Consider the following 21,176-nt stretch of genomic DNA (forward strand, 5'->3'; position numbering starts at 1 on the left):
AAACAGTGAGTAGGAGTGGCGCGGATGAAGGTGAGACACGCGGTACATCAAGATATTCCAAAAATCGCTGAGATTCATGTGAAAAGCTGGCAGACGACTTATCAGGGGATTATTTCGCAGGAGTATTTAGATGGATTAAACATTGAAGATCGGAAAGAGAGCTGGAGAAGAAGGTCACTTGAAGGGACGTTTGTCGCAGAAGATGCGGAAGGCGTATTTGGTTTTGCTTCTTTCGGAAAACAACGTGACGAACGTTATTCTACATATGATGGAGAGCTATATGCCATCTATTTATTACAACAGAAACAGAAATCAGGTGCGGGTATTGCTCTAATAGCAAAAGGAGTGGAATATTTAATAGAAAAAGGTTATCAGAATATGCTGCTATGGGTGTTTGAACAAAATTCGGCAAAACAATTTTATCAAAAACTTCAACCTAGTTTTGTCGTTACCAGCCAGTTCGAGCTGGCTGGCGAGAACCATAATGAAATAGGGTATGGATGGGAGCTGTCTATATTGAATAACCATGTACAGCGAATTAAATCGTCAGCTTCCAGTAATAATGAGAGAAAAAAGTGAAGAGCACAGCAAGCAACATGTAAGAAATAAACGGTGAAGCTTCTACTTTTCCTTTCACGCCTGCTATTTTTAAAGCTTCATAGAAGCCTGCCAAAAAATAAGCAAGACTGAGAATATAACAGCACAGCATAATGGAGTAAGGGCTCATTGTCGTACCTCCAGCATGAAATCTTCTATTATTAATAGATTCCATGGAGCAGCAAATTATGCATAAAAAAATAACCAGCTGAAATCAGCCGGTTATTTTTGATGAGGAAAAACCAAACGAGATGCACTTGGGATGAGTATGCAAAGAACGATACTGCAAATAATAAATGAAGGAACCATATATGTGCTGTTATAAATTAAAGAGTAGACCCATCCTGGTGTTCCTTTCGGTGCATATTGAGAAAAGAAAACGACGCCAGAAATAAAGAACGTCAGCAGCCTGAAGAAACTAGCAATAAAAACAGCTAGGGTAATATAGAAGAATTGCTGTTTTCGCTTTTGATCCTGAATGGCTTTTTTGATCAGTCCAGAAAACAGGCCGCTTAAAGAAATGACAACAGATGCAACGAAGTAATCGAGGAATCCTTGAACAGGTGTAGCGATGATCGGGCTATTCATCAGCTGAAGACCTGCGATTAACACACCGATGATAAATCCGGTAGATATTCCCCATCTAATAGACATGAGAATGACGGGAATCATAATCAGCGCAAGAGAACCGCCATTAGGCATTCTTAAAAAGAGACCTGATAAGTAATCTAATACAAGTGCAAGTGAAGTCATAATTGCGATTTCCATCAGTCGGACCAATTGATTTGATTGCTGCATAAAAAAATCTCCTTTTTCATGAATTGAGCAAGGAGAGACCGTGTAAGGATGAGTATGTTATTCATAGAAAAACATATCGATTTGAATACACCGTATGTATTCAAGTGATTCCACATTCCTACTTCAGTATTAACTGACAGGTTCAAAGGGTCAGAACAACGAATGTTCACTCTCAGCACAAAGCTCCCCCTGCGGTTATTTAGTTTCAATCTATTATAAATATACTAAAGACCCGCAGGATCAACAATAGATAATTCCCGAGATAAGTAGCATTTGTATCAATATATAGGAAGAGATAAGGAAAAATAAATTATTTAGAAAAAATACTTGTTTCTTCTTTCAAAAGGTGTTATATTTGTATTCGCCGCTGAAACAGCGCGGTTGATAAATAACATTAAGAAAAAAGTTGTTGACTTTATCTTGATAGAATGTTATATTAATAAAGTCGCCTCTGAGAGACGACGAAGATGATCTTTGAAAACTAAACAAGACAAAACGTACCTGTTAATTCGAGTTTTTATAAAAAAATCCTATGATACTTCATAGGTAGTCAGTCAAACTGGCGAGGCAGGAAGTGATCACATGCTAAGTTCGCTACATCGTGTAGCAACGCATGTGTGATATGCATCCTGCATACCTCGGAGAGTTTGATCCTGGCTCAGGACGAACGCTGGCGGCGTGCCTAATACATGCAAGTCGAGCGGACAGAAGGGAGCTTGCTCCCGGATGTTAGCGGCGGACGGGTGAGTAACACGTGGGTAACCTGCCTGTAAGACTGGGATAACTCCGGGAAACCGGAGCTAATACCGGATAGTTCCTTGAACCGCATGGTTCAAGGATGAAAGACGGTTTCGGCTGTCACTTACAGATGGACCCGCGGCGCATTAGCTAGTTGGTGGGGTAATGGCTCACCAAGGCGACGATGCGTAGCCGACCTGAGAGGGTGATCGGCCACACTGGGACTGAGACACGGCCCAGACTCCTACGGGAGGCAGCAGTAGGGAATCTTCCGCAATGGACGAAAGTCTGACGGAGCAACGCCGCGTGAGTGATGAAGGTTTTCGGATCGTAAAGCTCTGTTGTTAGGGAAGAACAAGTGCGAGAGTAACTGCTCGCACCTTGACGGTACCTAACCAGAAAGCCACGGCTAACTACGTGCCAGCAGCCGCGGTAATACGTAGGTGGCAAGCGTTGTCCGGAATTATTGGGCGTAAAGGGCTCGCAGGCGGTTTCTTAAGTCTGATGTGAAAGCCCCCGGCTCAACCGGGGAGGGTCATTGGAAACTGGGAAACTTGAGTGCAGAAGAGGAGAGTGGAATTCCACGTGTAGCGGTGAAATGCGTAGAGATGTGGAGGAACACCAGTGGCGAAGGCGACTCTCTGGTCTGTAACTGACGCTGAGGAGCGAAAGCGTGGGGAGCGAACAGGATTAGATACCCTGGTAGTCCACGCCGTAAACGATGAGTGCTAAGTGTTAGGGGGTTTCCGCCCCTTAGTGCTGCAGCTAACGCATTAAGCACTCCGCCTGGGGAGTACGGTCGCAAGACTGAAACTCAAAGGAATTGACGGGGGCCCGCACAAGCGGTGGAGCATGTGGTTTAATTCGAAGCAACGCGAAGAACCTTACCAGGTCTTGACATCCTCTGACAACCCTAGAGATAGGGCTTTCCCTTCGGGGACAGAGTGACAGGTGGTGCATGGTTGTCGTCAGCTCGTGTCGTGAGATGTTGGGTTAAGTCCCGCAACGAGCGCAACCCTTGATCTTAGTTGCCAGCATTCAGTTGGGCACTCTAAGGTGACTGCCGGTGACAAACCGGAGGAAGGTGGGGATGACGTCAAATCATCATGCCCCTTATGACCTGGGCTACACACGTGCTACAATGGACAGAACAAAGGGCTGCAAGACCGCAAGGTTTAGCCAATCCCATAAATCTGTTCTCAGTTCGGATCGCAGTCTGCAACTCGACTGCGTGAAGCTGGAATCGCTAGTAATCGCGGATCAGCATGCCGCGGTGAATACGTTCCCGGGCCTTGTACACACCGCCCGTCACACCACGAGAGTTTGCAACACCCGAAGTCGGTGAGGTAACCTTTATGGAGCCAGCCGCCGAAGGTGGGGCAGATGATTGGGGTGAAGTCGTAACAAGGTAGCCGTATCGGAAGGTGCGGCTGGATCACCTCCTTTCTAAGGATATATGGAGCAGCGTGCGTTTTCGTCTTGTTTAGTTTTGAAGGATCATTCCTTCAAAACATGTCTCTAGCGAGACAGGATTGTTCTTTGAAAACTAGATAACAATAAGTAATACATTCACATTGAATGCAATGCAAAGTTCATCACACATAGTGATTCTTTCTAAAGTAAGAAATGGTTAAGTTAGAAAGGGCGCACGGTGGATGCCTTGGCACTAGGAGCCGATGAAGGACGGGACGAACACCGATATGCTTCGGGGAGCTGTAAGCAAGCTTTGATCCGGAGATTTCCGAATGGGGAAACCCACTGCTCGTAATGGAGTAGTATCCATACTTGAATACATAGAGTATGAGAAGGCATACCCGGGGAACTGAAACATCTAAGTACCCGGAGGAAGAGAAAGCAAATGCGATTCCCTGAGTAGCGGCGAGCGAAACGGGAACAGCCCAAACCAAGAGGCTTGCCTCTTGGGGTTGTAGGACACTCTATACGGAGTTACAAAGGAATGATATAAGCGAAGAGGTCTGGAAAGGCCCGCCAAAGAAGGTAACAGCCCTGTAACTGAAATGTTGTTCTCTCCAGAGTGGATCCTGAGTACGGCGGAACACGTGAAATTCCGTCGGAATCCGGGAGGACCATCTCCCAAGGCTAAATACTCCCTAGTGACCGATAGTGAACCAGTACCGTGAGGGAAAGGTGAAAAGCACCCCGGAAGGGGAGTGAAATAGATCCTGAAACCGTGTGCCTACAAGTAGTCAGAGCCCGTTAACGGGTGATGGCGTGCCTTTTGTAGAATGAACCGGCGAGTTACGATCCCGTGCAAGGTTAAGCAGAAGATGCGGAGCCGCAGCGAAAGCGAGTCTGAATAGGGCGCATGAGTACGTGGTCGTAGACCCGAAACCAGGTGATCTACCCATGTCCAGGGTGAAGTTCAGGTAACACTGAATGGAGGCCCGAACCCACGCACGTTGAAAAGTGCGGGGATGAGGTGTGGGTAGGGGTGAAATGCCAATCGAACCTGGAGATAGCTGGTTCTCTCCGAAATAGCTTTAGGGCTAGCCTCAAGGTAAGAGTCTCGGAGGTAGAGCACTGATTGGACTAGGGGCCCCTACCGGGTTACCGAATTCAGTCAAACTCCGAATGCCGATGACTTATCCTTGGGAGTCAGACTGCGAGTGATAAGATCCGTAGTCGAAAGGGAAACAGCCCAGACCGCCAGCTAAGGTCCCAAAGTATACGTTAAGTGGAAAAGGATGTGGAGTTGCTTAGACAACCAGGATGTTGGCTTAGAAGCAGCCACCATTTAAAGAGTGCGTAATAGCTCACTGGTCGAGTGACTCTGCGCCGAAAATGTACCGGGGCTAAACGTATCACCGAAGCTGCGGACTGTTCTTACGAACAGTGGTAGGAGAGCGTTCTAAGGGCTGTGAAGCCAGACCGGAAGGACTGGTGGAGCGCTTAGAAGTGAGAATGCCGGTATGAGTAGCGAAAGACGGGTGAGAATCCCGTCCACCGAATGCCTAAGGTTTCCTGAGGAAGGCTCGTCCGCTCAGGGTTAGTCGGGACCTAAGCCGAGGCCGAAAGGCGTAGGCGATGGACAACAGGTTGATATTCCTGTACCACCTCCTCACCATTTGAGCAATGGGGGGACGCAGGAGGATAGGGTAAGCGCGGTATTGGATATCCGCGTCCAAGCAGTTAGGCTGGGAAATAGGCAAATCCGTTTCCCGTAAAGGCTGAGCTGTGATGGCGAGCGAAATTTAGTAGCGAAGTTCCTGATTCCACACTGCCAAGAAAAGCCTCTAGCGAGGTGAGAGGTGCCCGTACCGCAAACCGACACAGGTAGGCGAGGAGAGAATCCTAAGGTGATCGAGAGAACTCTCGTTAAGGAACTCGGCAAAATGACCCCGTAACTTCGGGAGAAGGGGTGCTTCTTAGGGTGTTAAAGCCCCGAGAAGCCGCAGTGAATAGGCCCAGGCGACTGTTTAGCAAAAACACAGGTCTCTGCGAAGCCGTAAGGCGAAGTATAGGGGCTGACGCCTGCCCGGTGCTGGAAGGTTAAGAGGAGCGCTTAGCGTAAGCGAAGGTGCGAATTGAAGCCCCAGTAAACGGCGGCCGTAACTATAACGGTCCTAAGGTAGCGAAATTCCTTGTCGGGTAAGTTCCGACCCGCACGAAAGGCGCAACGATCTGGGCACTGTCTCAACGAGAGACTCGGTGAAATTATAGTACCTGTGAAGATGCAGGTTACCCGCGACAGGACGGAAAGACCCCGTGGAGCTTTACTGCAGCCTGATATTGAATGTTGGTACAGCTTGTACAGGATAGGTAGGAGCCTTGGAAACCGGAGCGCTAGCTTCGGTGGAGGCATCGGTGGGATACTACCCTGGCTGTATTGACCTTCTAACCCGCTGCCCTTATCGGGCAGGGAGACAGTGTCAGGTGGGCAGTTTGACTGGGGCGGTCGCCTCCTAAAATGTAACGGAGGCGCCCAAAGGTTCCCTCAGAATGGTTGGAAATCATTCGCAGAGTGTAAAGGCACAAGGGAGCTTGACTGCGAGACCTACAAGTCGAGCAGGGACGAAAGTCGGGCTTAGTGATCCGGTGGTTCCGCATGGAAGGGCCATCGCTCAACGGATAAAAGCTACCCCGGGGATAACAGGCTTATCTCCCCCAAGAGTCCACATCGACGGGGAGGTTTGGCACCTCGATGTCGGCTCATCGCATCCTGGGGCTGTAGTCGGTCCCAAGGGTTGGGCTGTTCGCCCATTAAAGCGGTACGCGAGCTGGGTTCAGAACGTCGTGAGACAGTTCGGTCCCTATCCGTCGCGGGCGCAGGAAATTTGAGAGGAGCTGTCCTTAGTACGAGAGGACCGGGATGGACGCACCGCTGGTGTACCAGTTGTTCTGCCAAGGGCATCGCTGGGTAGCTATGTGCGGACGGGATAAGTGCTGAAAGCATCTAAGCATGAAGCCCCCCTCAAGATGAGATTTCCCATTCCGCAAGGAAGTAAGATCCCTGAAAGATGATCAGGTTGATAGGTCTGAGGTGGAAGCGTGGTGACACGTGGAGCTGACAGATACTAATAGATCGAGGACTTAACCTATATTCTATTGTGAAGCATGAACATTGTTATCTAGTTTTGAGAGAACATTCTCTCCATCAGGTTTGGTGGCGATAGCGAAGAGGTCACACCCGTTCCCATACCGAACACGGAAGTTAAGCTCTTCAGCGCCGATGGTAGTTGGGGGTTTCCCCCTGTGAGAGTAGGACGCCGCCAAGCTTCTATAAGGATCAGTTCCAGTCGGAACTGGTCTTTTTTGTGCAAGTTGAGGGTACATACATTCACTTGTTTGATAAAAGATCGTGGCTTCATTTTATGTCCACAAGCAGCGTGTAAAATACTTGGATATAAAGAGAAAATGAGCCTATCGCATAAAACATATCTATAAAAAACAATAGAGAGATAGAGTATCAGCTTATATAGGGAAATTAAAGATGTGTAAGCCTATATGATTTTTATAAATGCTTACGGCTAAAGAGATTACATATATCATTAAAGTATAAAAATGAGGGACTGCTAATATTTCTGAAGGAATCGAACGTTTTAAAAGAGAATATAGAAGAGAGAAGTTCAGCTGCTGAACGTGGAACAGCAGCTGTTTGAATAGGTGAAATGACGATCATTTGTTAAAAGAAATACGCAATGAAAATTGAAATAAAATTTTTTTAATATAGCCTTTACAAATGATTAAAACCTGTATATAATAATCTTTGTCGGATCGAGAGATTCCTACATAGTGGAGGATTAGCTCAGCTGGGAGAGCATCTGCCTTACAAGCAGAGGGTCGGCGGTTCGAGCCCGTCATCCTCCACCATATTTATTCTTACATAATGTTAGGATAGATAAAGCCGGTGTAGCTCAACTGGTAGAGCAACTGACTTGTAATCAGTAGGTTGGGGGTTCAAGTCCTCTTGCCGGCACCACTTTCATATGGTAAGATAGACAAGTCGCTTTTAAAGCGAGCCATTAGCTCAGTTGGTAGAGCATCTGACTTTTAATCAGAGGGTCGAAGGTTCGAGTCCTTCATGGCTCACCATGTTTCATGCGGGTGTGGCGGAATTGGCAGACGCGCTAGACTTAGGATCTAGTGTCTTTATGACGTGGGGGTTCAAGTCCCTTCACCCGCATTGCCAAATAAAATAAAGAAATCCTGTAATGCGGAAGTAGTTCAGTGGTAGAACACCACCTTGCCAAGGTGGGGGTCGCGGGTTCGAATCCCGTCTTCCGCTTATACCATCCACGCCGGGGTGGTGGAATTGGCAGACACACAGGACTTAAAATCCTGCGGTAGGTGACTACCGTGCCGGTTCAAGTCCGGCCCTCGGCATTATAAATAAGCGCCCGTAGCTCAATTGGATAGAGCGTTTGACTACGGATCAAAAGGTTAGGGGTTCGACTCCTCTCGGGCGCGCCATTAAGATCGGGAAGTAGCTCAGCTTGGTAGAGCACTTGGTTTGGGACCAAGGGGTCGCAGGTTCGAATCCTGTCTTCCCGACCATCTTTTATGGGGCCTTAGCTCAGCTGGGAGAGCGCCTGCCTTGCACGCAGGAGGTCAGCGGTTCGATCCCGCTAGGCTCCACTTTTTAAAAGATTATTTTGATCATGGCGGTGTAGCTCAGCTGGCTAGAGCGTACGGTTCATACCCGTGAGGTCGGGGGTTCGATCCCCTCCGCCGCTATAAAGGACCTTTAGCTCAGTTGGTTAGAGCAGACGGCTCATAACCGTCCGGTCGTAGGTTCGAGTCCTACAAGGTCCACCATCTATACGGAGGAATACCCAAGTCCGGCTGAAGGGATCGGTCTTGAAAACCGACAGGGGTGTCAAAGCCCGCGGGGGTTCGAATCCCTCTTCCTCCGCCATATTTTTTAAAACCCATATCATCGCGGGGTGGAGCAGTTCGGTAGCTCGTCGGGCTCATAACCCGAAGGTCGCAGGTTCAAATCCTGCCCCCGCAACCAAAATGGTCCGGTAGTTCAGTTGGTTAGAATGCCTGCCTGTCACGCAGGAGGTCGCGGGTTCGAGTCCCGTCCGGACCGCCATTTTTCAAAAGAATACTTGGCTCGGTAGCTCAGTTGGTAGAGCAACGGACTGAAAATCCGTGTGTCGGCGGTTCGATTCCGTCCCGAGCCACTTTTATAAAAATATTCATAGTATGGCGGTTGTGGCGAAGTGGTTAACGCACCAGATTGTGGCTCTGGCACTCGTGGGTTCGATTCCCATCAATCGCCCCATACATATTTTTGCGGGTGTAGTTTAGTGGTAAAACCTCAGCCTTCCAAGCTGATGTCGTGGGTTCGATTCCCATCACCCGCTCCATTTGTATATCTGTTCATGGGCCTGTAGCTCAGCTGGTTAGAGCGCACGCCTGATAAGCGTGAGGTCGGTGGTTCGAGTCCACTCAGGCCCACCATGATCTTCCGCAGTAGCTCAGTGGTAGAGCTATCGGCTGTTAACCGATCGGTCGTAGGTTCGAATCCTACCTGCGGAGCCAAATGGAGAAGTACTCAAGTGGCTGAAGAGGCGCCCCTGCTAAGGGTGTAGGTCGCGTAAGCGGCGCGAGGGTTCAAATCCCTCCTTCTCCGCCATTGATCTGGCCCGTTGGTCAAGCGGTTAAGACACCGCCCTTTCACGGCGGTAACACGGGTTCGAATCCCGTACGGGTCATTTTTAAAAGAGATCTTGTCAAAGATCTCTTTTTTATTTTCTCCAAAACGAAAGACCGCATCATGGCGGTCTTTTTTTTACATATTCATGGAATAGATCGTATAAGACAAGTATGTGGCAAAGAAGCCCCATAAGACATAAGGAATCAGTAAAATTGGAACGACTTTGCTTAGTTTACGTGAGACGATGACAAGTGCAAGTGCTGTCAGTGCGACGAGAAGGCAGTCGATTGTAGCTACAAACAAATCCTTTTGTGTAAATTGAAAAAAGCTAAAGGCTTGATTGAAAACATAATTTAAAAGGAAAAGAATCCAAAATGGTAAAGTGATTTTTTGGAATCCATATTTTCCATAAATGATCGCTGCGGACAATGAGATGAGTGCAAATAAGACAGCCCACACAGCACCAATCACACCGCCACCAGGCGTCCATTCTGGTTTATTCAATGCGTCATACCATTCTCTGTCGATGGGGAACAAGAATCCGGCAATAGAGAATAGTGCGTATGTAATAAAGAAGACAACAATCGCCCAAATGATACTTTTTCTAGCCATCAAGAATCTCCTCCAATCAAATTCACTCTTAAAATGATTTCCCAATAATTACATGATATAAACATAAAGCCCCCAATATGAGGGGACTAATGATTTTCTTCTGTATAAGGTTCTTCCTCGTACGGTTTCAAGTCACCAAATACCGTCATGACACCTTCTTCGTCTAGTGCTTCTTCATAGGCCTCGTGTGCTTTGTTCGGATACACCTTGCTTGCTTTTCCTTCAATATCAGCAGCTGCGAATCCTTCGTAGTCCTCCACATAATCTTCATCTTCTGATTGTGTATATACATCATCGTATGTTAGAGGAGGGAATTCCATATCAGATGGGGTCTCAGAGTTTCCGTAGCGTTCTACGTCTTGGTAGGCATCCTCTCCATCGTATGCAGCACTTTCTTCATTTTCAAATTGTCCCGCGGGCGGACTTAATAAATCCTCTTCAATCGGACGGTTTTGTGAAACGGTCTGTTCTTTTGAATGCTCTGTGCATGTGACGGCAGTAGGCAAGGCTTCTAAGCGTTCCTTTGGAATAGGGGCTTTACAGACCTTGCACAGACCATAAGAGCCGTCTGCAATGGCTTGGAGTGCTTCATTGATGTCTAACATATGTTCATGTTCCAAGCTGTTTAAAGCAATATCTTTCCCCCGCTCGAACAGCTCTGTCCCTTGATCACCCGGGTGGTTATCATAGGCAGACAATTCACCGATCGAATCGTAAGGAAAGGATACTTTCTGTTCATCGTCATGGCTTTTGGCTTCAAGTTCTTTCTTTTCATCAAGAAGGCGCTGCTTCAAATGATGTAATACGTCTTTAGACAACAAAGCGATCATCCTTTCATATCAAACATATTGTTAGTATGAGCAATTTTGTATGTAAGACTAGTTCCAATTTGAAGCAATTCCTTATTAAAAAAACGCCTGCGGCTGCAGGCGTTCTTTGTTACGCGATATAGTATTGTAAGATCAAAGCGATCGTCAGCAGAAAACCAAAAAATGTATTGGTTTGAGCTGTAGATTTCATGGCATTCATTAATTCAATCGGCTTTTCTTTTTGTTTAAACTCTTTAATGGCTGTATAGGCTTTTGGCACACTCAGTAAAACAAGAAGACTCCAAAGACCGACGATATCTGTGAAGATATAAACAAAAATGAGTACATATGATACCAAAAACATGGAAAGTAAAATGTTCACTGCAGCTCTGCGTCCAGCAAGAATGGCAAGTGTTCTTCGTCCATTTTCCTTATCCCCGTCTAAATCACGGATATTGTTCGATAGTAAGATAGCACCAACTAAAATAGAAATTGGTAGTGAGATGAGAACCGCTTTAGACGTCAGTGTGCCTGTTTGGATATAGAAACTAATCAGGATGATTCCTAATCCCATAAAAGCACCTGAAACAAGTTCTCCAAACGGTGTATATGCAATTGGTACAGGACCGCCAGTATAGAAATAGCCTGCTGCCATACAAATAAGTCCTATTAGTGCAATCCACCAGCTAGACATCATGCAAATATATACCCCAAGTAATAAAGAAAGCGCAAATAGTGCATAAGCGAGGCTGAGGACTGTCTTTGGCTTCACACCGTTTCTTACAATGGCTCCGCCGATGCCGACAGATTTCTCGTTGTCAAGCCCGCGAACATAATCAAAGTACTCATTAAACATGTTTGTTGCGATTTGGATAAACATAGATGCAAACAGCATGGCTAAAAATAGCCCAACATGTATTTGACCACTTGGAAGTGCTAAAACAGTTCCTAAAGTAACGGGAATAAATGCCGCTGTTAGTGTATGCGGTCGTAGTAAATTCCACCAAATTCGCCAGTTTTTATCAGGCTTTATTGGTGAAAGTTGATCTGATATCGATTGATGCTGCATAAAATATACTCCTTTAAATAAAAAAATACGTACACGTCCAAATTCCAGTTTAGCAAAGTTCAAAAAGGTGTCAATATATTGATGCGATGAATCGGGAAAAAGATGTTTGCTAATCGTTGCCATATCGAAGGAAAGCTTGATTTTAGAACAGGACCTGCCATTTTACCTTTGATGCTCTCGTTTCAATAAGCAGGAGCGAAAAAATCTTGAAAGCGTGATATAATAAGGATTCGAGGTTTTAAAAGCTGTTTTCTTTACTAAGTTCATCTGTTAAGGTTTATAATAGAAAAGCAGGTCATTCGACATATTCGAATGTTCATGTATTTTTTTGTTATGGTTTTATTTTTTATGTTATTTCATGGATTTTGGAGGAATGTATCATGGTGACAACAGTGCAAAGTACTTTCCGGCAGGAAGCGCTCGCGACATTAGAAGAAGCGAATAACGTCAACCATGCTGTTTTGATAAGCTACTCCAGAAGAGTTGACGATCTGGATCCTCTTGCCTTTTTCCAAAGCGGCGAAGCTGATTTTTTAGGCGAGCGGTTTTTTTGGTCTGATCCAGAAAGCCAAATGATATTTTCTGGACTTGGCAGAGCGGCCGTCATTAAATCATCTAAGCAAGGCAAGGAACGATTCGATATAGTCCATCAAGAATGGGAACAGCTAAAACAGCACATGTTCCATTTTCATGATGAGAAGGAGTTAAAGCAAGCGGCTGTTGGTCCGCTTTTATTTGGAGGATTCTCGTTTGATCCGCACGAAGAGAAGGCACGTCATTGGGAAGCATTTGGCGAAGCTCATTTTTTTGTGCCATCGATCATGCTGACTGTCTCAAAAGAAGGCAGTTTTCTTACGATCAATGAGTGGAAGCAGGTGGACGGGAATGTTCATCAGCTTATTCAAGAAATAGAACAAAAAGCCTCTCTTTTCGAGACATTGCCAGTACGGACTGGTGGACAAGCTGAACTTGTTCATATGGAAGAGCTGGATGTGAACGAATGGATGAAGGCGATCCAAGAAGCGACAGACCACATTCGTGCAAACGAATATGAAAAGGTTGTTTTAGCAAGAGAAGTCTTGCTTCACTATAAAAATCAAATTGAACTTGCTCCACTATTAGCAGAATTATTAAAGCACCAAACAACGAGTTATGTATTTGCGGTTGAACAGGGAAGACAAGCATTTGTCGGAGCCACGCCGGAACGCTTAGTGAAAAAAAGCGGCGGAGAGGTCTTTTCATCCTGTTTAGCAGGTTCCATTGTTCGCGGAAAAGATGAAGCGGAGGATTACGCATTAGGCGAGGAACTGCTGCATGATGAGAAGAATTTGATTGAACATCAAATTGTCGTCAATATGATTGAGCAAGCATTTAAAGCGAATTGCCTTCATGTGCATAAACCAAATCAACCAAGTCTTTATAAAACAAAAAACATTCAGCATTTGTTTACACCGATTGTGGGAGAAATCAAAAGCAGCTGTTCCCTCTTTTCATTAATTGAGCAGCTTCATCCGACGCCGGCATTAGGCGGATATCCTAAGGAAAAGGCGGTTGAAGTGATTCGTGAAATCGAACCGCTTAAGCGCGGCTGGTATGCAGCGCCGGTAGGCTGGATTGATTCTCAGGATAATGGAGAATTTGCTGTAGCCATTCGGTCAGGTCTTATTGAGGAAGATCGTGTTCGTTTGTTCGCCGGCTGCGGAATTGTAGAGGATTCCCTTGCAAAGCAGGAGTATGAGGAAACACAAGTGAAGTTAAGACCAATGCTGTCTGCTCTTGGAGGTCATCCTATTGAATAATCACATCATGACAACATATATAGGCAGATTGATGGATGAATTCGTTCAAGGTGGTGTGAAAGAGGCAGTTGTCTGTCCTGGTTCTCGTTCAACTCCGCTTGCGATGCTGGCCCTTGCTCATCAAGACATCCATGTCCATGTTTTAGTGGACGAACGGTCTGCTGCTTTTTATGCGCTTGGTCTTGCAAAAGCAAGTCAATCACCAGTGCTGCTTATTTGTACATCAGGTACAGCAGCTGCTAACTTTTATCCAGCCATTGTAGAGGCGCATTATTCTCGTGTACCTCTTATTGTGTTAACTGCTGATCGGCCGCACGAATTGAGGGAAGTTGGGGCACCTCAAGCGATTGATCAGCAATTCTTATTCGGTAAGTTTGTTAAATGGTTCACAGACTTAGCATTGCCAGAGGAAAGTCAAACGATGCTGCGTTATGTTCAGACAGCAGCTGCGAGAGCAAATCACATGTCGATGCAGGAGCCAAAGGGGCCTGTTCAGATCAATGTACCTCTGAGAGAACCATTGCTTCCTGATCTGTCTATTGACCCTTTCGCGCGAGAAGAATCAGACACGAAAAAGGTATTAGCATCAGGTCAGGCTTTCCCAAATGATCGAGTGATGTCTGAAATCGTAACCGTCATAAACCAATCAAAAAAGGGACTAATTGTGGCTGGTGAACTTCATACACAGGAAGAAAAAGAGGCAGTTTTACGCCTTTCGAAAGCTCTGCATTTACCTATTTTAGCTGACCCGCTTTCTCTTTTGCGCAACGGGCATGAGAATAAAGAGCTAATTATCGACGCTTATGATTCTTTATTGAAAGATGAAGCATTACAGCAGCACCTATTGCCGGATATGGTCATTCGCTTTGGACCGATGCCTGTATCTAAGCCCTTATTCAAGTGGCTGGAAAAACATGCGGAAGTGCAGCAGATTGTTGTAGATGCAGCCGGAGGTTTTCGTGATCCTGGGTTAAGTGCTTCTTACGTCATTGAAAGTACTGTCTCTGCTTTTGTAGAAGCAGCATTAAATCAAGCAGTACAACGTAAAGAGACAAGTTTCTTAAACTGCTGGCAGAATGCTAATTCTTCATTCAGAACGCATGCAGCCCGCTATTCAGATGAGGATTTGTCCTTTGAAGGGAATGTGTACCGTCAGCTTCAGTTCCTCTTGCCAAAGGAGAGTGTCCTTTTTATCGGAAATAGTATGCCGATTCGTGATGTAGATACATTTTTTGAAACTCAGTCCAAGCCTTTTCGAATGATGGCGAATCGCGGAGCAAATGGCATTGACGGCGTTGTGTCCACAGCACTTGGCACGTATGCAGCATTGAAGCAGCCAGTCACTTTAGTCATTGGAGATTTATCATTTTACCATGATATGAACGGTCTGCTTGCAGCTAAGCTGATGGACATTCCGCTGACAGTTGTTTTGATAAACAATGATGGGGGAGGTATCTTTTCTTTCCTTCCGCAGGCGTCTGATAAACCTTATTATGAAAAGCTCTTCGGTACGCCGACAGGACTGAATTTTGAGTATGCATCGAAGTTATATGGGGGAACCTATTCGAAACCGTCAACGAAACAAGAGTTACATGATGTGTACATGGCGCATATCGATGAACCAGGGCTTCATTTAATTGAAATTGAAACAGATCGTCATTCCCGTGTAGACAAGCATCGTCAAATGATGGATGACATATTGGAAGAAGTGAAAAAAGAATGCTTTCTCTCATCATAAGAATGCGTGATGGGGTAGCGTACGAAGTGGTGGACCAGAACCCTTCGGCAGCAAACGCCACATTATGCTTACACGGCTTTACTGGAAGTGCAGCGTCTTGGACGTTCTTGAATGCTTATTTGGAGAATACAAGACTGATTCAGATCAGCTTGCTTGGACATGGGCGTACGGACTCGCCAGAAAGTGTGAGAAGATATGCCATGTCTCAGCAGCTGGCAGATCTTGTAGAGATTTTAAACCAATTAAAGCTTCACAAAGTGAATATTCTCGGATATTCTATGGGAGGACGTATTGCTTTATCATTTGCCGCTCGTTATCCAGATCGTGTCAATAAATTGATTCTTGAGAGTACATCTCCTGGGCTTCGCACTTTTAAAGAGCGGATGGCAAGACTAAAGCATGATCATCAGCTTGCTCAAAAGATTAGACATGAAGGCTTAGTGAAGTTTGTGGATTTTTGGGAAAGCATTCCTTTGTTTGCGTCGCAGAAAACTTTATCAGCGGAAAGGCAGACTGAGCTGAGAGAGGGAAGACTAAAAGCCAATCCTCTTGGACTGGCTCGCAGCTTAGAGGGAATTGGAACAGGTTCACAGCCGTCTGTTTGGAAGGCGTTAAAGCATATTCATTTGCCTGCTTTGTTCATTTGCGGAACGCTTGATGAAAAGTTCTGCCATATCGGCAAACGTATGCAGCAGGAGCTGAAAGGAAGTCAATTTATAGTGGCTGAGCATGCTGGGCATACAGTTCATGTGGAACAACCACATTTTTTTGGTAAAATAGTAAGTGAGTTTATTTTAGCGTAAGATTAGAGGAGGAAATATTGATGGCTATTGAATGGCAAACTGAGCGTCAGTATGACGAAATTTTATATGAAACGTACAATGGGATCGCAAAGATTACGATTAATCGTCCGCACGTACATAACGCGTTTACCCCAAAGACTGTTAGTGAATTAATTGATGCATTTTCACGGGCTCGTGATAATTCAGAAGTTGGTGTGATCGTACTTGCAGGTGCTGGCGGAAAAGCATTCTGTTCTGGTGGAGACCAAAAAGTTCGCGGCCATGGCGGTTATGTAGGAGACGATCAAATTCCACGTCTAAATGTATTAGACTTGCAGCGTTTGATTCGTGTCATTCCAAAACCAGTTATCGCAATGGTAGCAGGTTACGCGATTGGCGGAGGCCACGTTCTTCACGTTGTGTGTGACCTGACGATTGCAGCAGATAATGCGATTTTTGGACAAACAGGTCCAAAAGTAGGCAGCTTTGATGCTGGTTATGGTTCAGGCTACCTTGCACGTATTGTTGGTCATAAGAAAGCAAGAGAAATCTGGTACTTATGCCGTCAATACAATGCACAAGAAGCGCTTGATATGGGACTTGTTAACACAGTTGTCCCATTAGATCAGCTTGAAGAGGAAACGGTGAAGTGGTGTGAGGAGATGCTAGAAAAGAGCCCGACTGCTTTACGATTCTTGAAGGCTGCATTTAACGCAGATACGGATGGATTAGCTGGAATTCAGCAATTTGCAGGAGATGCGACACTTCTTTATTACACAACAGATGAAGCAAAAGAAGGACGCGATTCCTTTAAGGAAAAACGCAAGCCGGACTTCGGCCAGTTCCCGCGTTTCCCTTGATTCAATGATATCAATGAACAACAGCTTAGTGTATCAGACTAAGCTGTTTTCTTTTACGAAAAGGAGGTGTCATGATGAAGCAACCTAATTGGCTGCTGCACCGTGCCTATTTAACGCCAGATCGAGTCGCACTCATTTATCAAGAGAAAGAGTGGACATTTCACGAATTAGCTCAAGAAGCGGAAGAGCTTTCAAATAGACTTGCTCAGACATCATTGAAAAAAGGGGAAACGGTTGCGCTTTTGATGAACAATCATCCTCATATGGTGATGCTTGTACATGCCTGTTTTTTATTAGGGTTAAAAATTGTGCTATTGAATAATAAGCTGACAAAAGCTGAAAGGTGCTATCAGCTAGAAGATGCAAAAGCCGCGGCGTTATTAACAGAATCTAGTTATGCAAGCGACCATGAGGGTGATTTACCCGTTTATACAATGGAAACTTTACCTAAACCAGGGGAAGGCCATGTCAACAAGATCGAGAGTGAATTTGATTTGAATGAAACAGCGACCATCATGTATACATCTGGGACAACAGGACGTCCAAAAGGGGTAGAGCAAACGTTTGGCAATCATTTTCATAGTGCTGTTTCCTCTGCACTGAATCTGGGTCTCAGAGAGGATGACCGCTGGCTCATTGCCCTGCCTCTTTTTCATATTAGCGGCTTATCTGCTTTATTTAAGTCTGTGATATATGGAATGACAGTCGTGCTTCATCAGAAGTTTGACGTCGATGAAGTAAAGCATTCTATTGAACGGCATCGTGTAACGATGATTTCTGTTGTGCAGACGATGTTATCTCGTTTGTTAAGCAGATTGGCAGAATGTCCGTCTTCTTTGCGCTGTCTTTTATTAGGCGGAGGACCTGCGCCTTATGCGATGCTTCAAGAAAGCAAAGAGAAGGGCTTTCCTGTCTTTCAATCGTACGGGATGACGGAAACCTGTTCACAAATTGTGACCCTTGCGCCCGAATTTAGTGTAGAGAAGCTTGGGTCAGCGGGAAAACCTCTTTTTGGGTGTGAGCTGAAAATTCAAGACGGTGATCGCATTTGCCGTCCTTTTGAGCATGGCGAAATTATGGTGAAAGGTGCAAATGTGATGAAAGGATACCTTTACCGTGAAGAAGCGACCGCGGCTGCCTTTGATGAGGGCTGGCTGAAAACGGGCGATATTGGCTATGTGGATGAGGAAGGGTTCTTATTTGTGCTTGACCGCCGTTCAGATTTAATTATTTCTGGCGGAGAAAATATTTATCCTGCGGAAATTGAAGCGGTTCTGCTAACACATCCGCATGTCAAGGAAGCCGGAGTAACGGGTATGTATGATGATAGATGGGGAGAGGTACCTGCTGCTTTCCTTGTAACAGATGATAAGATACCGGAGAATGAGCTCTATGCTTTATGTGGGTCGCATTTAGCCAAATATAAATGGCCCGCCGCTTTTCACTTTGTGGACGAGCTGCCAAGAAATGCGTCGAATAAATTGCAAAGGCACAGACTCAGATCAAAGGGGTTTTCAAATGATTCAAATTGAACGAGTAATTTTATATCATGTCACGATGAAGCTTAAACAGCCATTTACAACAAGTCTTGGAACCATTTCAGAGCGTGAGTTTATTATTGTTGAAGTCAAAGATCAGACAGGATTGACTGGATGGGGAGAAGTCTCTGCTTTTTCTTCTCCGTGGTATACAGAAGAAACAATTGAGACTTGCTATCATATGCTGAGGGCTTTCTTTATACCGAACGTGCTGACGCGCACCTTTACACATCCTTCAGAAATCCCTGACAGTCTATATCATTTTAAAGGCAATAGGATGGCGAAAGCAGGCATTGAAGCGGCTGTTTGGGATATTTATGCGAAGCGTGAGAATAAGTCTTTACGCGATGTATTAGGCGGTACAATAGATAGAATACCATCTGGTGTTGTGGCGGGGTTAGGCCCTATTGACGATATGCTTGAGCAAATTCAGCAATTTGTTGACCAAGGTTATCAGCGGGTGAAGGTGAAAATTAAACCGGGGCAAGATATTGGACTTCTTCAAAAGATCAGAGAGTCTTTTCCTGATCTGCCATTAATGGCAGATGCAAACTCTGCTTATGAATTAAAAGATATTAGCAAGCTTAAGCAGCTCGACGATATTCGTTTATTAATGATTGAACAGCCTTTAGCTGCAGATGATATTGTGGACCACCGCCATTTGCAAAAGCATTTAAAAACGCCGATTTGTTTAGATGAAAGTATTTGTTCTTTAGATGATGCTAGAAAAGCTGTAGAGCTTGGCAGCTGTCAAATTATTAATGTGAAGCCTTCACGAGTTGGCGGATTGACAGAGGCTCTTAAAATTCATACGTTCAGTAAGGAGCATCAAATTCCGTTATGGTGCGGAGGGATGATTGAAACAGGTATTTCCCGAGCGCAGAACGTAGCACTTGCTTCGCTTCCTCAATTTACGATTCCCGGTGATATTTCAGCTTCGTCAAAATTTTGGGAGCAGGATATCATTTTTCCTGAAATTAAGGTTGAAAATGGGTTTATTGAGGTGCCTCGTTCACCAGGAATGGGCGTGGAAGTTGATTACCAAGCGCTCCGTTCGTTTTCTGATAAAATCGACGTGTTTACAAAACATGATTTTGTGAGATAAAAACGAAGGAATCACCTTTTGCATCCCAAATAGAATCTAGATATAGTGAGAGAAAGTTTTTCCTTCCTGTCTGAACAAAAAAGAAAGAGCGGTGATCCGCTCTTTCTTACTCTTCAACCAGCTCGCTGTCATAAGCAAGCTGTCCGATATACTGATGAATTTCACTTGGCATGTTTGATGCATGTCCATATTCATAATCCCAAAGATTTAAAAAGGAGTGAGCGGCTTGGTGGAATGCGGCTTCATCCGCGTCATGAATTTCGTCAAAAAACGTTTGAAGCAACCGATCGTGTTTCAAATTGAAGCGCCTCCTTCAATGAGACTTAAAGGTCTTGTGGTTTAAACGTTTTACAATCCGTTTCTTCACTTTTCTCAGCCGTATTTCCTGTGTGGCTGACGACATAGATTGCATCTGCACCACAGCGGTTTCCAGCATTCCAATAGGAACAGTTATTGACTTCACAAAGGATTTTTTGACTCATACAGATGACCTCCTTTTGAGTATGTCTTTCATCTATAATGTAACCGAAATGAAGCTCGTCCATTCATGTTAATCTTCCTGACGAATATAGCGCTTATCTTTCATAAATAATTTCCAGAAGAAATAAAATCCGGGAAACAAGATGATAAACCCTACAATATAGGTGATAAATAATGCCCTAAATGTGACAGGGTCTGTAAATCCAGACATGATTGTAATATCTGGATAAGCCATGTAAGGCAAATGGGCACGCCCATACACATAGCTTGCTAAGAAATATTGAATGGTAATCGCAATGACGGCAAGGCGTGGTCTCCCTTTCCGATGCTTAAACCGGCTGTTTGGTAAAAATAGAGCCAGTCCTGCGAGCAAAAACATTAAGAGAGATACAAGAAGAATAGGAATGTTCTGCATCATTTTTGTGAACAGCCAATTGGCCTCGCTTCGTAATGTCAGCATGATAAAAAAGGCCATCATGAGTGAAAGTGGACCCGTAATGAGCGCCCCTCTTCTATAAATGCTGTAAGCTTCATCTTCATCAGCAACATTAGAGAAATCAGCTAAAAGCAAGGACGAAAGAAAAAGGGTGCTGAAAATGGCAAAGCCGATAAAAGAATAGACATTTGCACTTGTAAAGACTAGTCCAAGATCTAATGAGTAGACGTTGTTCTCCTGAAAGATAAAGCCACCATGGGTGATTGGGAGAACCATGATCAGGATGGACGGAATGATAAAGCCGCTGATCCCTGAAATATACGTCACCGCTTTTCGGTATTTCTTAGGCAGTGAATGAGAAAACACGAGAAACCCGCTTCGCAGTGCAAGAAGCAATAAAATAATGCTGCCGGGTATTAATAAAACGGTACCAAGTACAAAGGTCGCACCTGGAAACAGGCTGAACAATGCGACAACGATGGCGACAATAAAGACGTTTGTCACTTCCCATGTTGGAGAAAGATACTTATTCGCGATATTAGCTGCCTTTGTTTGTTCTCTATTCATATAAATCATCGACCAAAATCCTGCGCCGAAATCCATTGATGCCATCACTGCATAGATAAAAACGAATCCCCATAAGATGGTGATTGCAATGAGCGCATCAGTTGTAACATCCGTTTGCATCAAGA

At 45.0% G+C, this 21,176-nt stretch carries 14 protein-coding genes, 21 tRNA genes, 3 rRNA genes and 1 riboswitch; of the genes, 31 read left to right on the forward strand and 7 right to left on the reverse strand.

Annotated features, from left to right (window positions below; translation table 11 throughout):
* The first annotated feature begins 24 nt into the window (after window positions 1–24).
* Complete coding sequence (locus JJ692_RS07015) at window positions 25–579, forward strand: GNAT family N-acetyltransferase (protein WP_073207141.1); 555 nt, start codon at window positions 25–27, stop codon at window positions 577–579.
* A gap of 240 nt (window positions 580–819) precedes the next feature.
* Here the strand turns inward: JJ692_RS07015 and thiT are convergent, their stop codons facing one another.
* Complete coding sequence (thiT, locus tag JJ692_RS07020) at window positions 820–1,395, reverse strand: energy-coupled thiamine transporter ThiT (protein ID WP_056765981.1); 576 nt, start codon at window positions 1,393–1,395, stop codon at window positions 820–822.
* A 98-nt stretch (window positions 1,396–1,493) separates the two neighbouring features.
* Window positions 1,494–1,595: riboswitch (TPP riboswitch) on the reverse strand.
* A 435-nt stretch (window positions 1,596–2,030) separates the two neighbouring features.
* Between thiT and JJ692_RS07025 the strand changes: the two genes are divergently transcribed.
* The 24 genes from JJ692_RS07025 (at window position 2,031) to JJ692_RS07140 (ending at window position 9,314) form a co-directional block, all read left to right on the forward strand.
* A 16S ribosomal RNA gene (locus JJ692_RS07025) occupies window positions 2,031–3,579 on the forward strand.
* Window positions 3,580–3,761: 182 nt separating this feature from the next.
* Window positions 3,762–6,692: ribosomal RNA gene (locus JJ692_RS07030) — 23S ribosomal RNA — on the forward strand.
* Between the two features lie 61 nt (window positions 6,693–6,753).
* Window positions 6,754–6,869 (forward strand): 5S ribosomal RNA (rrf, locus tag JJ692_RS07035).
* The 16S, 23S and 5S rRNA genes sit together here, the layout of an rRNA operon.
* 519 nt (window positions 6,870–7,388) lie before the next feature.
* Window positions 7,389–7,464 (forward strand) — tRNA-Val (locus JJ692_RS07040).
* Window positions 7,465–7,497: 33 nt separating this feature from the next.
* Window positions 7,498–7,573 (forward strand) — tRNA-Thr (locus JJ692_RS07045).
* Window positions 7,574–7,610: 37 nt separating this feature from the next.
* Window positions 7,611–7,686 (forward strand) — tRNA-Lys (locus JJ692_RS07050).
* 8 nt (window positions 7,687–7,694) lie between these two features.
* Window positions 7,695–7,777: transfer RNA gene (locus JJ692_RS07055), tRNA-Leu, on the forward strand.
* Window positions 7,778–7,807: 30 nt separating this feature from the next.
* Window positions 7,808–7,879 (forward strand) — tRNA-Gly (locus tag JJ692_RS07060).
* A 12-nt stretch (window positions 7,880–7,891) separates the two neighbouring features.
* Window positions 7,892–7,977, forward strand: a tRNA-Leu gene (locus JJ692_RS07065).
* 10 nt (window positions 7,978–7,987) lie between these two features.
* A tRNA-Arg gene (locus tag JJ692_RS07070) sits at window positions 7,988–8,064 on the forward strand.
* Between the two features lie 7 nt (window positions 8,065–8,071).
* Window positions 8,072–8,148 (forward strand) — tRNA-Pro (locus JJ692_RS07075).
* 8 nt (window positions 8,149–8,156) lie between these two features.
* Window positions 8,157–8,229: transfer RNA gene (locus tag JJ692_RS07080), tRNA-Ala, on the forward strand.
* A 25-nt stretch (window positions 8,230–8,254) separates the two neighbouring features.
* Window positions 8,255–8,328, forward strand: a tRNA-Met gene (locus JJ692_RS07085).
* A 4-nt stretch (window positions 8,329–8,332) separates the two neighbouring features.
* Window positions 8,333–8,409 (forward strand) — tRNA-Ile (locus tag JJ692_RS07090).
* Window positions 8,410–8,416: 7 nt separating this feature from the next.
* A tRNA-Ser gene (locus JJ692_RS07095) sits at window positions 8,417–8,509 on the forward strand.
* 22 nt (window positions 8,510–8,531) lie between these two features.
* A tRNA-Met gene (locus JJ692_RS07100) sits at window positions 8,532–8,608 on the forward strand.
* Between the two features lie 4 nt (window positions 8,609–8,612).
* A tRNA-Asp gene (locus tag JJ692_RS07105) sits at window positions 8,613–8,689 on the forward strand.
* An 18-nt stretch (window positions 8,690–8,707) separates the two neighbouring features.
* A tRNA-Phe gene (locus JJ692_RS07110) sits at window positions 8,708–8,780 on the forward strand.
* A 25-nt stretch (window positions 8,781–8,805) separates the two neighbouring features.
* Window positions 8,806–8,881: transfer RNA gene (locus tag JJ692_RS07115), tRNA-His, on the forward strand.
* Between the two features lie 11 nt (window positions 8,882–8,892).
* Window positions 8,893–8,966, forward strand: a tRNA-Gly gene (locus JJ692_RS07120).
* A gap of 17 nt (window positions 8,967–8,983) precedes the next feature.
* Window positions 8,984–9,060, forward strand: a tRNA-Ile gene (locus tag JJ692_RS07125).
* A 6-nt stretch (window positions 9,061–9,066) separates the two neighbouring features.
* Window positions 9,067–9,141 (forward strand) — tRNA-Asn (locus tag JJ692_RS07130).
* A gap of 3 nt (window positions 9,142–9,144) precedes the next feature.
* A tRNA-Ser gene (locus tag JJ692_RS07135) sits at window positions 9,145–9,235 on the forward strand.
* 7 nt (window positions 9,236–9,242) lie between these two features.
* Window positions 9,243–9,314: transfer RNA gene (locus tag JJ692_RS07140), tRNA-Glu, on the forward strand.
* A 77-nt stretch (window positions 9,315–9,391) separates the two neighbouring features.
* Here the strand turns inward: JJ692_RS07140 and JJ692_RS07145 are convergent.
* The 3 genes from JJ692_RS07145 to JJ692_RS07155 form a co-directional block, all read right to left on the reverse strand.
* Window positions 9,392–9,868: a TspO/MBR family protein gene (locus JJ692_RS07145; protein WP_024424942.1), complete on the reverse strand. Its 477-nt coding sequence runs from the start codon at window positions 9,866–9,868 to the stop codon at window positions 9,392–9,394.
* An 86-nt stretch (window positions 9,869–9,954) separates the two neighbouring features.
* Entirely contained in the window at window positions 9,955–10,689 is a 735-nt protein-coding gene (locus JJ692_RS07150; protein ID WP_056766975.1) for a TraR/DksA C4-type zinc finger protein, read from the reverse strand.
* 118 nt (window positions 10,690–10,807) lie between these two features.
* On the reverse strand, window positions 10,808–11,746 hold the full coding sequence (locus tag JJ692_RS07155) for a 1,4-dihydroxy-2-naphthoate polyprenyltransferase (RefSeq protein WP_073207138.1): 939 nt from the start codon (window positions 11,744–11,746) through the stop codon (window positions 10,808–10,810).
* Window positions 11,747–12,126: 380 nt separating this feature from the next.
* Between JJ692_RS07155 and JJ692_RS07160 the strand changes: the two genes are divergently transcribed.
* From JJ692_RS07160 to menC, 6 genes are all read left to right on the forward strand, one after another.
* The gene (locus tag JJ692_RS07160; RefSeq protein ID WP_073207136.1) at window positions 12,127–13,545 is read left to right on the forward strand and encodes an isochorismate synthase; all 1,419 of its coding nucleotides are present in this window, start codon (window positions 12,127–12,129) and stop codon (window positions 13,543–13,545) included.
* The gene (gene menD / locus JJ692_RS07165; protein WP_073207133.1) at window positions 13,538–15,283 is read left to right on the forward strand and encodes a 2-succinyl-5-enolpyruvyl-6-hydroxy-3-cyclohexene-1-carboxylic-acid synthase; all 1,746 of its coding nucleotides are present in this window, start codon (window positions 13,538–13,540) and stop codon (window positions 15,281–15,283) included. Before JJ692_RS07160 ends, menD begins: the two co-directional genes overlap by 8 nt.
* The gene (gene menH, locus JJ692_RS07170; protein ID WP_044332232.1) at window positions 15,265–16,086 is read left to right on the forward strand and encodes a 2-succinyl-6-hydroxy-2,4-cyclohexadiene-1-carboxylate synthase; all 822 of its coding nucleotides are present in this window, start codon (window positions 15,265–15,267) and stop codon (window positions 16,084–16,086) included. Before menD ends, menH begins: the two co-directional genes overlap by 19 nt.
* A 20-nt stretch (window positions 16,087–16,106) precedes the next feature.
* Window positions 16,107–16,925, forward strand: a complete 819-nt coding sequence (gene menB, locus JJ692_RS07175) for a 1,4-dihydroxy-2-naphthoyl-CoA synthase (RefSeq protein WP_024424937.1) — start codon at window positions 16,107–16,109, stop codon at window positions 16,923–16,925.
* Between the two features lie 71 nt (window positions 16,926–16,996).
* Window positions 16,997–18,457, forward strand: a complete 1,461-nt coding sequence (locus JJ692_RS07180) for an o-succinylbenzoate--CoA ligase (protein WP_073207130.1) — start codon at window positions 16,997–16,999, stop codon at window positions 18,455–18,457.
* A complete protein-coding gene (gene menC / locus JJ692_RS07185; RefSeq protein ID WP_073207128.1) occupies window positions 18,444–19,568 on the forward strand; it encodes an o-succinylbenzoate synthase in 1,125 nt (374 codons plus the stop codon). The genes JJ692_RS07180 and menC overlap by 14 nt, the downstream gene beginning before the upstream one ends.
* 106 nt (window positions 19,569–19,674) lie before the next feature.
* On the opposite strand, the gene JJ692_RS07190 is transcribed toward menC, so the two are convergent.
* The 3 genes from JJ692_RS07190 to JJ692_RS07200 form a co-directional block, all read right to left on the reverse strand.
* On the reverse strand, window positions 19,675–19,866 hold the full coding sequence (locus tag JJ692_RS07190; RefSeq protein WP_024424934.1) for a hypothetical protein: 192 nt from the start codon (window positions 19,864–19,866) through the stop codon (window positions 19,675–19,677).
* A gap of 25 nt (window positions 19,867–19,891) precedes the next feature.
* Window positions 19,892–20,050: a DUF1540 domain-containing protein gene (locus JJ692_RS07195; protein WP_008360682.1), complete on the reverse strand. Its 159-nt coding sequence runs from the start codon at window positions 20,048–20,050 to the stop codon at window positions 19,892–19,894.
* A gap of 68 nt (window positions 20,051–20,118) precedes the next feature.
* Entirely contained in the window at window positions 20,119–21,171 is a 1,053-nt protein-coding gene (locus JJ692_RS07200) for a cytochrome d ubiquinol oxidase subunit II (protein WP_073207125.1), read from the reverse strand.
* Window positions 21,172–21,176 lie beyond the last annotated feature (5 nt).

The organism is Bacillus sp. 3a (assembly GCF_017161885.1).
Lineage (GTDB): Bacteria > Bacillota > Bacilli > Bacillales > Bacillaceae > Bacillus > Bacillus safensis.

What these genes read in the sequence shown, in the direction of transcription:
- JJ692_RS07015 (WP_073207141.1), top strand. Translation starts at nt 25, where the DNA reads ATGAAGGTGAGACACGCGGTACATCAAGATATTCCAAAAATCGCTGAG.
- thiT (WP_056765981.1), bottom strand. Translation starts at nt 1,395, where the DNA reads ATGCAGCAATCAAATCAATTGGTCCGACTGATGGAAATCGCAATTATG.
- JJ692_RS07145 (WP_024424942.1), bottom strand. Translation starts at nt 9,868, where the DNA reads ATGGCTAGAAAAAGTATCATTTGGGCGATTGTTGTCTTCTTTATTACA.
- JJ692_RS07155 (WP_073207138.1), bottom strand. Translation starts at nt 11,746, where the DNA reads ATGCAGCATCAATCGATATCAGATCAACTTTCACCAATAAAGCCTGAT.
- JJ692_RS07160 (WP_073207136.1), top strand. Translation starts at nt 12,127, where the DNA reads ATGGTGACAACAGTGCAAAGTACTTTCCGGCAGGAAGCGCTCGCGACA.
- menH (WP_044332232.1), top strand. Translation starts at nt 15,265, where the DNA reads ATGCTTTCTCTCATCATAAGAATGCGTGATGGGGTAGCGTACGAAGTG.
- menB (WP_024424937.1), top strand. Translation starts at nt 16,107, where the DNA reads ATGGCTATTGAATGGCAAACTGAGCGTCAGTATGACGAAATTTTATAT.
- JJ692_RS07180 (WP_073207130.1), top strand. Translation starts at nt 16,997, where the DNA reads ATGATGAAGCAACCTAATTGGCTGCTGCACCGTGCCTATTTAACGCCA.
- menC (WP_073207128.1), top strand. Translation starts at nt 18,444, where the DNA reads ATGATTCAAATTGAACGAGTAATTTTATATCATGTCACGATGAAGCTT.
- JJ692_RS07195 (WP_008360682.1), bottom strand. Translation starts at nt 20,050, where the DNA reads ATGAGTCAAAAAATCCTTTGTGAAGTCAATAACTGTTCCTATTGGAAT.
- JJ692_RS07200 (WP_073207125.1), bottom strand. Translation starts at nt 21,171, where the DNA reads ATGCAAACGGATGTTACAACTGATGCGCTCATTGCAATCACCATCTTA.